Genomic DNA, 11,951 nt, shown 5'->3' with positions numbered 1-11,951 from the left:
GTTTAAGCTGCCTGGGCCGCGCTAGCGGGTTGGTGCGGTCTTCGCCGGGCCGGAACCGGGGAAACGTAAACCGAGGTCGTCCAACCGGCGGGCCAGCAGGACGCCCAGTGCCGCGTGCCCCTCGGGGCTCATGTGGACGCCGTCGGTCATCGACTGGGTGAGGCTGTAGCGCGTCAGCCAGTCACCGACGCCCACAAAGGGAATCGAATGCCGGGCCGCGACAGTGCCCAGCAGCGCGTCCACCTCGGTGCGTCGCCCCCCGCCGTTGGCCGTGCCGCGGGCCAGGGTTCCGACCATGGCCAGCTGCGCCTCGGGGTAGCGCTGCCGCACGCTGGCAATCAGGCGCTCGGCGTTGGCGGAAATCTGCTGGTCGGATGCGCCGCGGGAGGCGTCGTTGCCGCCGCCCTCGATGACCACGAGGGGCGGCGAGCCGTAGGGGAGCAGCCAATCGCCGCGTTGCAGGGCGTCGATGTAATTGCCGGTCTTGCCGTTGGACGCGACGAAGCCGGTTCCGCCGCGTCCGCAGAAGTGGACTGCGTAGCCCAGGCTCGCCAAGGCTGTGCGGGGCCAGGAATTGGTGGGCTCGGACTGGGAATCGCCGATCAGCACGGCCGTCCGGGCAATGTCCTCCACGACCACTTCGTTGCGGCCATTGGCGGGGTTCCGGTAGACGGTGCCCGCCGGCATGGTGCCCGGGGCGGTCGGCTGGGGGAGCCTGGTGTTGCCGTTCGAGCCGGCCGCCATCGGCTCGCCGGGGGCCCCAGCGGGCACGGGAGCGGTCCCGCCGTAGAGGCCGGTCGCGCCGGCGTCGGCGGTTGCGGCGGTTCCGGCGGTTCGGGGGGAGGGGGTCTGTCCGCAGCCGCCCACAAGGATGCCTACGGCGATCATCGGTGCGACCAAGCGGTACAGGGCCGAGGCGTTGCGCATAGATGTCTCCGGGCTGGCTGCTGCTGTCTCAGCAATGATGGGGCATCGGGGCAGGAATATCCAGTGACTTTACTCACATCCGGAACGGTGAACCCCCGTTCTGACCACTCCGGCGGGCTGCCGGGCGGAAGGGATTTTAGGCCAATAAAAGCCCTAGCGTTTAGAATGGATGAAGGTGCCCTGTGCCAAAGGGGCGTATCCGTCGTGCGTTCCGGTTGGAAATGTCGCGATACAACAGCTGACTTCACCACTGAATCGAGCAATAACGCATGTCTGAAACCACCACCAACACCGCGGTAGCCACTGCATCGCGCAGTGACCTGCGCAACGTCGCGATCGTGGCCCACGTTGACCACGGCAAGACCACGCTGGTCGACGCCATGCTCAAGCAGACCAACTCCTTTGCCGAGCACAACCACCTCGAAGACCGTGTCATGGACTCCGGTGACCTCGAGCGTGAAAAGGGCATCACGATCCTGGCCAAGAACACCACCGTGGCCTACAACGGACCGTCCTCCAAGGGCGAGACCATCACCATCAACGTCATCGACACCCCCGGCCACGCCGACTTCGGCGGCGAGGTCGAGCGCGGCCTGTCCATGGTCGACGGCGTTGTCCTCCTCGTCGACGCCTCTGAGGGCCCGCTGCCCCAGACCCGCTTCGTCCTCCGCAAGGCCCTCGCCGCCCACCTGCCGGTGATCCTGCTGGTCAACAAGACCGACCGCCCCGATGCGCGGATCGAAGAAGTTGTACACGAGTCCATGGACCTGCTCCTGGGCCTGGCCTCCGACCTCGCCGACGAAGTTCCGGACCTCGACCTGGACAAGATCCTCAACGTCCCCGTCGTCTACGCCGCCGCCAAGGTTGGCCGCGCTTCCCTCGAGCAGCCCGCCGACGGCTCCGCTCCTGAGAACGAGGACCTGGAGCCGCTGTTCCAGGCCATCATCGAGCACATCCCGGCGCCGACCTACAACCCGAACGGTGTCCTGCAGGCGCACGTCACCAACCTTGACGCCTCCCCGTTCCTCGGCCGCCTCGCCCTGCTGCGTATCTACAACGGCACCCTGCGCAAGGGCCAGACCGTTGCCTGGGCCCGCGCCAACGGTGAGCTCAAGAACGTCAAGATCACCGAACTCCTCGCCACGAAGGCACTTGACCGCGTCCCGACCGATTCCGCCGGCCCCGGCGAGATCGTCGCCGTCGCCGGCATCGAGGAAATCACCATCGGTGAGACCCTGACCGACGCCGAGAACCCGCAGCCGCTGCCGCTGATCACCGTTGACGACCCGGCCATCTCGATGACCATCGGTATCAACACCTCCCCGCTGGCCGGCAAGGTCAAGGGCGCCAAGGTCACGGCCCGCCAGGTCAAGGACCGCCTGGACAAGGAACTGATCGGTAACGTCTCCATCAAGGTGCTCCCCACCGAGCGCCCCGACGCCTGGGAAGTCCAGGGACGTGGCGAGCTCGCGCTGGCCATCCTCGTCGAACAGATGCGCCGCGAAGGCTTCGAGCTGACCGTCGGCAAGCCGCAGGTTGTCACCCGGACCGTTGAGGGCAAGATCCACGAGCCGATGGAACACATGACCATCGACGTGCCGGAAGAGTACCTTGGCGCCGTCACGCAGCTCATGGCCGCACGCAAGGGCCGCATGACCAACATGGCCAACCACGGCACCGGCTGGTGCCGCATGGAGTTCATCGTTCCGGCCCGTGGCCTGATCGGTTTCCGCACCAAGTTCCTCACGGACACCCGCGGCGCGGGCATCGCGGCCTCGATCTCCGAGGGCTACGAGCCGTGGGCCGGCCCGATCGAGTACCGCACCAACGGTTCCATGATCGCTGACCGCGCCGGTGTTGTGACGCCGTTCGCCATGATCAACCTGCAGGAGCGCGGTTCCTTCTTCGTGAAGCCGACCTCCGAGGTGTACGAGGGCATGATCGTCGGCGAGAACTCCCGCGCCGACGACATGGACGTCAACATCACCAAGGAAAAGAAGCTCACCAACATGCGTGCGGCTTCCTCCGACACCTTCGAGAACCTGACGCCCCCGCGCGACCTGACCCTCGAAGAGTCCCTCGAATTCGCCCGCGAAGACGAGTGCGTTGAAGTTACCCCGGACTCCATCCGTATCCGCAAGGTCATCCTGGACACGAACGAGCGTGCCAAGGCCAACCGCGCCCGCGCGAAGGTCTAGTTTCCGCGTCCTGCGCTGAAACAACGGGTCATTTGTGAATAAGAGAGCTGCCGGTATGGCAGGCGGTATTGCCGCCGCCGTGCCGGCAGCTCTTTTTGTTGCCCTCGCAGGCACGGTGCTGCACGGCCAGGACATCCTTGTCGCCGGCGTGGAGGTGCCGTGGGGCGCCGCCGCCGCGCTGGTGCTGCTGGGCGCCGTCGAGCTGTGGCTCAGCGCCACGTTCCGTTCATTGCTTCCGACGGCGGCGTGCGGCGTCCTCTGCTACGCGCTGGCGGGGTGGTGGTCCACTCTTGAGAACGGAAAGCGGTTGATCATCGGAGACTTGGCCGGGAATCTCTGGATCTACGGCATCGCGGTGGTCACCATCCTCATGCTGGCCTGGTGCCGCCGCTACCGGAAGCCGCAGGCTTAGAGGCCCGCCGGCGTCCTGCAGGAACGCCGTCCCTCCCGCGGGACATGCCCAGCCTTCCCGGCTTCCCGTGGACATAGCGGCACTCTGTCCACCGACGGCACCCTCCGCGGAACATGCTCAATTTCCCTGCCCGGGGGACATGCTCATTTGTGGCGTGCGCGGGTGGGCATAGCGGCTGTATGTCCGCCTCTGAGGCTGGCCGCAGGAGATGTCCAGTGCTGACCGTGGACCAGCCCCCATCCCGGACGTAGGACATGTCCCCGACATGCCCTGTACAAGGGACATGCTGTTTTGCACATAGCGGCGCGGGGCACTGTTCCGCCATCACGCTTTGGCGCCACCATGTCCGCATGGTCAATATCACCGAAGTGCTTTCAACCTACGACGGCGTCGCGCGCGCCAAACACCTCGCTGCCGCGGGCGTCTCGGACTTCCAGCTCAAATCGGCGCTGGCAAGAGGCGCAGTCACGAGGGTGGCACGTGGCGTTTACGCAGTCCCGGACGCTAATGCCCAGCTCATCGCCATCCGCTCACTTCCGGCCGAACCCGCCTGCGTCACGGCAGCCCAGTTGCGGGGCCTTTGGGTTCTTGAGCCGCCCCCGCAGCCTCATGTCGCGGTCCCTCACAGCCGGCACTATCCGGGATTTGTGTGCCACCGGTCCGCCGCACCGCCGACCCTGTTGGACACCGTCGTGCAAAGCCTTCGATGCCTGCCGGAACTCGACGGCCTCGTCATTGCCGAGTCAGCTGTCGTCGGCAAAGGAGTAACCCTTGCCGAGCTGCGGCAACGGCTGGCCGGCCGCAACGACCTACGGGAGCGCCGATCGGTGAGCAGGATCGTCCCCCAATCGCAGTCCGTCATCGAGTGTGTGGCCCGGTACTGGCTCCGGAGGGCCGGGTTTCATGTGGAGTCCCAGGTCCACATCCCCGGAATGGGCCACATCGATCTTATGGTCGACGGCAGGCTCGGTATCGAGACCGACGGGGCGGCCTTCCATATGGACCGGACAAGCTTCGAGGAGGACCGGCGCCGGTGGAACGTCACCACCCGGCTCGGCATCCCGACCCTTGTTGTCAGCTACCCGCTCCTCCTGAACCGGCCAGACGAATTCATCGCCATGGTCCGCGACGCATTGAGTAGGCTCTCTGCTGCCGCCTGACTTTGGACATGTCCTTCTGGATCGCGGCGCGCCCGAGGAACATGTCCAGTCTTCGTGGCCCCCGCCGGGCATGTTTCCCGGTTTGAGGCCGGGACCAATGAACATGTCCAGTGGTGGCAGCGGGGGATGGGCATAGTGGGGTTATGTCCAACGGCCGGGGTCAGGGGAGGGCATGTCCGGCCGGAGGGCCGTGGCGGGCTGAGCGAGGGAGCGCACGTCCCGGGGGTTCGCGGCCGGGACTAATGAGCATGTCCAGTGGTGGCAGCGGGGGATGGGCATAGTGGGGTTATGTCCAACGGGCGGAGTCAGGGGAGGGCATGTCCGCCGGGAGCGGACCGCGGGCCCGCCGCGGCGGCGCCGGCGGAACCTCCTTGGCGGCCACCACCAGGGACAGCGGAATCACGACGTCGGCCCGCCGGGTCCGCACGGTGCACTCGCGATCGGTGCGTGCCACCAGCTCGCCCAGCGCGTCGGTCATGCCGCCCTCGATCCGGTAGCGGACCACTACGCGGGTACCCAGGCCGGTGGCGGCAAGGAACGCTTGGGGAGGTGGCATCGGGGAACTCACCTCTTCATACTAGGTCCGGCAGATTCAAGAGTTCGGACCCGTGTGACGCCCGGCTAGGTTCGCGGGAACAGGCTGGGAGATAATAGGCTCAGAAGTCAGCAGCCGGCGCTCAGGCCGGGAGCAGTGATCCGGCCGTCGCCGGAACCAACGTGGAAAGGCCAGGGACGTGACGTACGTAATCGCGCAGCCGTGTGTAGATGTCAAAGACAAGGCATGTATTGAAGAGTGCCCCGTCGATTGCATCTATGAGGGTGAGCGTTCCCTGTACATCCATCCCGACGAGTGCGTGGACTGCGGCGCGTGCGAGCCGGTCTGCCCCGTCGAAGCCATCTACTACGAGGACGACACCCCCGAGGAATGGGCCGACTACTACAAGGCCAACGTTGAATTCTTCGACGTCCTGGGGTCCCCGGGCGGAGCCGCAAAGATCGGCAACACCCACACGGACCACCCGATGATCGCGGCCCTTCCGCCGCAGAACCAAGAAGGCTAAGGCGGGGCGTCGGTGACATCTGCGCTGCGCAGCTTCGGCCTCAGCCTGCCCGACTACCCGTGGGAAGCCCTGGCGCCGTACCTCGCCAGGGCCGCCGAGCACCCCGGGGGAGCCGCGAACCTGTCCATCGGGACACCGGTGGACGCCACCCCCGAGGTGGTGCAGGAAGCCCTGCGCGCTGCAGCCAACGCCCCCGGCTACCCCACGGTCCACGGCACCGCCGGGCTCCGCGAAGCGGTCGCGGCGTGGTTTGACCGCCGCCGCGGCGTTCCCGGCCTGGATCCGCGGGACATTATGCCCACGGTGGGCTCCAAGGAACTCGTGGCCTGGCTCCCGTTCCTGCTCGGGCTCAAGCCGGGGGACGTTGTCGTCCGCCCCACGGTCGCGTACCCCACGTACGACATCGGCGCCACGTTCGCCGGGGCGGAGCACATCGCCGCGGACGACCTGGACGAGCTCGACGCCGCCACCCGGGCGCGGGTGCGCCTGGTCTGGGTCAACTCGCCGGCCAACCCGACGGGCAGCGTCCGGAACGCCGAGTCGCTGCGCCGGATTGTCCGGCAGGCCCGGGAGCTTGGCGCCGTGGTGGCCTCGGACGAGTGCTACGCCGAACTCGGCTGGGGCGAATGGGACGTCCAGCGCGGCGGGACGCCGGTGCCCAGCATCCTGGACCCGCATGTCGCGGAGGGCTCCCATGAGGGCCTCCTGGCGGTGTACTCGCTGAGCAAGCAGTCCAACCTGGCCGGCTACCGCGCCGCCTTCGTGGCCGGCGACCCCGCCATCATGGCGAACCTCGTCAACAGCCGCAAGCACGCGGGCATGATCGTCCCGTACCCCGTGCAGGAAGCCATGCGGGTGGCCCTCGGCGACGACGCCCACGTCCAGGCCCAGAAGGACCTCTACCGCGGCCGCCGGGAACGGATCGTGCCCGCGCTGGAGCGCTTCGGGCTGACCATCCACGAATCCCGGGCCGGACTCTACCTCTGGGCCACCGCCGGCGAAGCGACCTGGGATACGGTCGGCCGGCTCGCGGACCGCGGAATCGTCGTCGGCCCGGGTGTGTTCTACGGCGACGCCGGCAACGGATTCATCCGCGTCGCACTGACGGCCAGCGATGAGCGGATCGACGCCGCGGCCTCCCGACTAGCCGCAGGGCCGTAACAATGCTGTGACGCGTACCACAACTGGCGCGATTTAGGCGGTTCCGGGGGGCCTTGGATTAGTGCCACCCGGAATCTGCCGGTAGTTTTTAACTGACTATCAATGGTGGCTTTCCACAAGAAGGCAGCGCAGCCGTTGGAATCCGTGTCTAGAACAGGTTCCGTGGGCGGCTTCACCAGAAGTTGGACCAGCTTTCTACAGAGGCCCCGACGCCTCAGAGGAGACTCCATGACTGAGACCACCAGCGCAACCCTGCGCCATGCCGGCGGCGAGCTCGTACTCCCGCGCATCCAGGTTGTAGAAGGGAACGAAGGCTACGACGTTTCCAAGCTGCTGAAGCAGACCGGTGCCGTGGCCTTTGACCCCGGCTTCATGAACACCGCGGCGACCACCTCCGCCATCACCTACATCGACGGCGACGCCGGTGTCCTGCGGTACCGCGGCTACCCGATCGAGCAGCTCGCCCAGCACTCGAGCTTCCTGGAAGTTTCCTACCTGCTGATCTATGGCAACCTGCCGACCGCCACGGAGCTGGAAGCTTTTGACCAGCGGATCCGCCACCACACGCTGCTGCACGAAGAGCTGAAGGGCTTCTTCAGCGGCTTCCCGCGTGACGCCCACCCGATGCCCGTGCTGTCCTCGGCCGTGTCGGCGCTGTCCACGTTCTACCAGGACTCGCTGGATCCCTTCAACGCCGAGCAGGTGGAGGTCTCCACCTACCGGCTGTTGGCCAAGATGCCGGTCATCGCGGCCTACGCCCTGAAGAAGAGCATCGGCCAGCCCATGCTCTACCCGGACAACTCCCACAACCTCGTGGAGAACTTCCTGCGGCTGAGCTTCGGCCTGCCGGCCGAGCAGTACGAGGTGGATCCGGTGGTCGCCAAGGCCCTGGACCTGCTGCTCATCCTGCACGCAGACCACGAGCAGAACTGCTCCACCTCCACGGTCCGGCTGGTCGGCTCCTCCAACGCGAACCTCTTCGCCTCCGTTTCCGCCGGCATCAACGCGCTCTTCGGCCCCGCCCACGGCGGTGCCAACGAGGCCGTGCTGAAGATGCTGCGCCAGATCCAGGCCGACGGCACCAAGCCCGAGGACTACATGGAGAAGGTCAAGAACAAGGAAGACGGCGTCCGCCTCATGGGCTTCGGGCACCGCGTCTACAAGAACTACGACCCGCGCGCCAAGATCGTCAAGGCCACGGCCCACGAGATCCTCACGAAGCTCGGCGGCAACGACGAACTCCTGGAGATCGCCCTGCGGCTCGAGGAGAAGGCGCTGAACGATGACTACTTCATCCAGCGCAAGCTTTACCCGAACGTGGACTTCTACACCGGCCTGATCTACAAGGCCATGGGCTTCCCGGAGAAGATGTTCACCGTCCTCTTCGCGATTGGCCGCCTTCCGGGCTGGATCGCACAGTGGCGCGAAATGATCAGCGACCCCAACACCAAAATCGGCCGCCCGCGCCAGCTTTACATCGGCGAGCCGGAGCGAAACTACCCTTCGGTGTAGTTCACTTTCGACCACAGCCGTACGACGCCGGCCGCGCACCTTTCGAGGGTGCGCGGCCGGCGTCGTTGTGTCCGGGGAAAGCGCCGGGGGCGGGTCAATTTCGGTATTTGTGCAGGTGGGAAGGCTGCCGGCCGGTGTGGCCCGCCGCCGTCGGGTGCCCATCCGTGCTAAAAAAGACTAATGCCCAAATTTGTCGACGCCGGATTGCGGCGCCAGGAAGTGGTCGAAGCGGTCTTCCGGATCGTCGCAGCAGACGGACTTGAAAGGGCTTCGCTCCGCGAAGTCGCGGACGAGGCGGAACTGGCCGTCGGATCGGTCCGGCATTACTTCGCCAGCAGCGATGAACTCCTGACCCACTCCTTCGGAGTCGTCGTCGACCGGATTGTCGGCCGGTTGACGGCTGCCGACGAGCGCCTCGCGGAGGCGCAGCCCGGCACCCCGGAACACCGCCAGGCCGTATTAACACTGCTGGGCGAGCTGCTGCCCCTGGACGACGAACGCGCGGTCGACGCCTGCGTGTGGATGGCGTTCAAGAACGCCGCCAGGACCAAACCGTTCCTGGCCGCGGAAGCAGACCGGAGCCACCGAGCCGTCGCTGCGATCGTCGGGAGGCTCGTGATGGACCTGTCGTCCGCCGCCGACACCGACGTGGCCGAGGACCAGCAGCGGTTGGTCACCGAGGCGGAGCGGCTGCTGGCAACCCTCGACGGGCTTACGATGCACGCCCTCCTGCAGCCCGAATGGATGACCGCGCAGATGTGCGGCGACGTGTTGGAGTCCCATCTCAGCGGACTGGGCAGCCACGCCGGCAGCCATTAACGTGCGTTAACTTGAGGAATAGACTGGGAACGTACGTCTTGCCAAGGAGGCAATTGGATGCACCACACAGGCGGGCCGGGCTGGCGGATCACCATGGACACTTCGGGTCCGATGCTCATTGCACTTTACGTTCGCGACGCAGCCGGCTTGGACAGTGCTGGGCACCCGGCGCTTAGCCACGCGGCACCGAAGATCCGTCCTGCGGACCACACCCACCTCATTGCCGAGGTAGGCGGACAGAGTGCACTCAAGACCGAGTGGGAAGCCTGGTGGGAGCAGCTCCTGAAAGCGCATCCCGAAATGTCCCCGGAACTGGGACCGCCCGGCTTCCGCAGCTTCAGCAATTCCCCAGCCCTCCGGCGTGTGCTGCAGGCCCACTTCGGGGCGGCCCTGTCGTGGGCGCGGGAGCGCCGCGGCGAGTACCTGGCACTGGAAGCCGAACGCGAAGCCGCCGGCGGCGTGCAGTTGCTGCAGGACATGGTGGATGACCGGCTGCTCGAAGTGGGCCGGGCCGCCAACGATTTTTCGTTGACCATCATCGAGCTGCCCCTGGCTGAGCCGCGGGCCTGGTACCTGGAGCCCGATAAAATCATCATGAGCTCCGACCTGCTGTCCCAGCCCGAACTCTTCCGCAGCTACGTGCAGCCCGTGGTGGACCTGCTGGTCTGAGCCGGCCACGGTGCCCGGCTGGAGCGGCGCCTACTGCGCAGGTGCGTCGGCGACAGTGATCCGGACCTGGCCGGCGGGCACGTCGGAGGGCTGCCAGCCGTTGCGGTCCTGCCGCGTCCAGCTGCGTCCGTCCGCGTGGACCTCCGTGATGGAGAGCGCTTTGGCGTTGGCGACCGCCCATTGCGCCATGGCCCAGGCCCGCGTTCCCTGGGTATCCAGCACGAGGGTGCTGCCGTCCAGGGAAGCCGGCACTCCGCCGAAGGCCGCGGACAGCCGTTCCTGCACTGCGGCAGGGTCTCCGGCCTCGTCGGGGGCCCGCAGCGAGCAGTCGAGGCCGGCAGGGGTCTGGCCGGTCAGGGAGGACGCGAAAGAGCGGGCCATGACCTCGTGCTGGGCGTAGGCGTGGGGGTAAGCGGAGCGCTGGACGCGTTGCGCGGCGTCGGTGATTTCCAGCGTCTCGTAGCCGGGGATCTTCACGAGGGCATCGTAGAAGGCGTTGCTGGCATGGTACGGGTCAATCACCTGTTCCGCGGTGCCCCAGCCCTGCGAGGGGCGCTGCTGAAAGAGCCCGCGGGAGTCCGGGCCGGCCTGGTCGCCGTGGTTGATGTTCCGGATCTTGGATTCCTGCATGGCCGTGGCCAACGCGATGCTGGCGGCCCTGGCCGGGAGCCCCCGGCGGACCGCCACTGCGGTAATGAGGCCGGCATTGGCGGCCTGGTCCGTCGCCAGTTCGGCAGTGCCGCCCGCAGCCGTGCAGCGTTCGGTGATGAGGACCTCCGACCGCTGCACGAAGGCAAACGCCGTGTAAATGCCGCCCACCACCATCGCCAGGGTCAGGAGCAGCACGATCCAACGGCGCAAGGTGCCTCTGCGTGCCACGAAACTACTCCCTCGGGCCCCCAGGGGCCGGTACATTCTTCTAACGGTTGGGCTTTCCGCACCCAACCTTAGTTGGCGTGCAGTGCCTCGTTGAGTTCGACGGTCTGTCCCTTGCGCGGGAGGACCTCGACCTGACCGGTGGAGGAGTTGCGGCGGAAGAGCAGGTTGGGGACACCGGACAGCTCGACGGCCTTGACGATCTGGGTCGTGTCCTCGCCGTCGGCGTCCTTGGCCCCGACGACGCGGACGCGGGTTCCGGCCGTGACATAGAGCCCGGCTTCGACGACGGAGTCGTCGCCGATGCTGATGCCCACGCCCGAGTTGGCTCCCAGCAGCACACGTTCGCCCAGGGAGATCTTTTCCTTGCCGCCGCCCGACAGGGTGCCCATGATCGAGGCGCCGCCGCCGACGTCGGACCCGTCACCGGTGACGACTCCGGCGGAGATGCGGCCTTCCACCATGGACGTGCCAAGGGTGCCCGCGTTGAAGTTCACGAAGCCTTCATGCATGACCGTGGTGCCTTCGGCCAGGTGCGCGCCGAGGCGGACCCGGTCGGCGTCAGCGATCCGCACGCCGGAGGGGATGACGTAGTCCACCATGCGGGGGAACTTGTCTACGCCGTAGACAGTGACGGCGCCGCGCTTGCGCAGCCGGGCGCGCGTCAGTTCGAAGCCCTCGACGGCGGCGGGCCCGAAGTTCGTCCACACCACGTTGGGGAGTTTGCCGAAGATCCCGTCCAGGTTGATGCTGTTGGGCTGCACCAGGCGGTGCGAGAGCAGGTGCAGGCGCAGATAGGCGTCGGCAGTGTCTGCCGGTGCTTCGTCGAGGTGGATCTGCACGAACACGACTTGCTGCTCGGTGCCCCGGTCGGCGTCCGCGCCGGTGCTGGCGATGTCCAGCAGCGACTGGTCCGCGTTGGCCACGTCGCGGAGGTTCTCCGCCGCTGTTCCGAGGGCCGGCGCCGGGTACCAGACATCCAGCACGGTGGCTGCATCGTTGCTGGTGGCGATGGTGGCGACGCCATAGCCATAGGCCGAGCGGGAGTCTGCGGGCACAGCGGAAGAAGCGGTTTCAGTCATGCCCCAAGTCTATAGACGGCGCCTGCCCTCGCCGAAACCCGTGACAGAGCCGAGACCCGTGACGGACGGGAGCT

The 11,951-nt window shown here is 66.8% G+C and carries 12 protein-coding genes; 8 read left to right on the top strand and 4 right to left on the bottom strand.

Features of this window, described 5'->3' with window-relative positions:
* Nucleotides 1-21: 21 nt before the first annotated feature.
* On the bottom strand, nt 22-927 hold the full coding sequence (locus LDO13_RS13060; protein ID WP_224047151.1) for an SGNH/GDSL hydrolase family protein: 906 nt from the start codon (nt 925-927) through the stop codon (nt 22-24).
* Between the two features lie 269 nt (nt 928-1,196).
* Between LDO13_RS13060 and typA the strand changes: the two genes are divergently transcribed.
* From typA to LDO13_RS13045, 3 genes are all read left to right on the top strand, one after another.
* Nucleotides 1,197-3,125, top strand: a complete 1,929-nt coding sequence (typA, locus tag LDO13_RS13055; RefSeq protein WP_224047150.1) for a translational GTPase TypA — start codon at nt 1,197-1,199, stop codon at nt 3,123-3,125.
* 55 nt (nt 3,126-3,180) lie between these two features.
* Entirely contained in the window at nt 3,181-3,537 is a 357-nt protein-coding gene (locus LDO13_RS13050; RefSeq protein ID WP_224047149.1) for a hypothetical protein, read from the top strand.
* Between the two features lie 350 nt (nt 3,538-3,887).
* Nucleotides 3,888-4,697, top strand: a complete 810-nt coding sequence (locus LDO13_RS13045; protein ID WP_224047148.1) for a type IV toxin-antitoxin system AbiEi family antitoxin domain-containing protein — start codon at nt 3,888-3,890, stop codon at nt 4,695-4,697.
* A gap of 286 nt (nt 4,698-4,983) precedes the next feature.
* Here the strand turns inward: LDO13_RS13045 and LDO13_RS13040 are convergent, their stop codons facing one another.
* Nucleotides 4,984-5,265 (bottom strand): hypothetical protein, encoded by a 282-nt coding sequence (locus tag LDO13_RS13040; protein ID WP_224047147.1) that lies wholly within the window; start codon nt 5,263-5,265, stop codon nt 4,984-4,986.
* Nucleotides 5,266-5,431: 166 nt separating this feature from the next.
* On the opposite strand from LDO13_RS13040, the gene fdxA reads away from it, so the two are divergent.
* The 5 genes from fdxA (at nt 5,432) to LDO13_RS13015 (ending at nt 9,919) form a co-directional block, all read left to right on the top strand.
* Nucleotides 5,432-5,758, top strand: a complete 327-nt coding sequence (gene fdxA, locus LDO13_RS13035) for a ferredoxin (RefSeq protein ID WP_224047146.1) — start codon at nt 5,432-5,434, stop codon at nt 5,756-5,758.
* Between the two features lie 12 nt (nt 5,759-5,770).
* On the top strand, nt 5,771-6,919 hold the full coding sequence (dapC, locus tag LDO13_RS13030; protein ID WP_224047145.1) for a succinyldiaminopimelate transaminase: 1,149 nt from the start codon (nt 5,771-5,773) through the stop codon (nt 6,917-6,919).
* Between the two features lie 228 nt (nt 6,920-7,147).
* On the top strand, nt 7,148-8,431 hold the full coding sequence (locus tag LDO13_RS13025) for a citrate synthase (RefSeq protein ID WP_224047144.1): 1,284 nt from the start codon (nt 7,148-7,150) through the stop codon (nt 8,429-8,431).
* A gap of 180 nt (nt 8,432-8,611) precedes the next feature.
* The gene (locus LDO13_RS13020; RefSeq protein ID WP_224047143.1) at nt 8,612-9,250 is read left to right on the top strand and encodes a TetR family transcriptional regulator C-terminal domain-containing protein; all 639 of its coding nucleotides are present in this window, start codon (nt 8,612-8,614) and stop codon (nt 9,248-9,250) included.
* Nucleotides 9,251-9,307: 57 nt separating this feature from the next.
* Entirely contained in the window at nt 9,308-9,919 is a 612-nt protein-coding gene (locus tag LDO13_RS13015; protein ID WP_224047142.1) for a hypothetical protein, read from the top strand.
* 30 nt (nt 9,920-9,949) lie between these two features.
* Here the strand turns inward: LDO13_RS13015 and LDO13_RS13010 are convergent, their stop codons facing one another.
* The gene (locus LDO13_RS13010) at nt 9,950-10,798 is read right to left on the bottom strand and encodes a hypothetical protein (protein ID WP_224047141.1); all 849 of its coding nucleotides are present in this window, start codon (nt 10,796-10,798) and stop codon (nt 9,950-9,952) included.
* A gap of 68 nt (nt 10,799-10,866) precedes the next feature.
* The gene (dapD, locus tag LDO13_RS13005) at nt 10,867-11,877 is read right to left on the bottom strand and encodes a 2,3,4,5-tetrahydropyridine-2,6-dicarboxylate N-succinyltransferase (protein ID WP_224047140.1); all 1,011 of its coding nucleotides are present in this window, start codon (nt 11,875-11,877) and stop codon (nt 10,867-10,869) included.
* Between the last annotated feature and the right edge of the window lie 74 nt (nt 11,878-11,951).

The organism is Arthrobacter sp. NicSoilB4 (assembly GCF_019977335.1).
Classification (GTDB): Bacteria; Actinomycetota; Actinomycetes; order Actinomycetales; family Micrococcaceae; genus Arthrobacter.
Note: the sequence above shows the minus strand (reverse complement) of the source record. Positions and strands in the feature narration are given on the sequence as shown.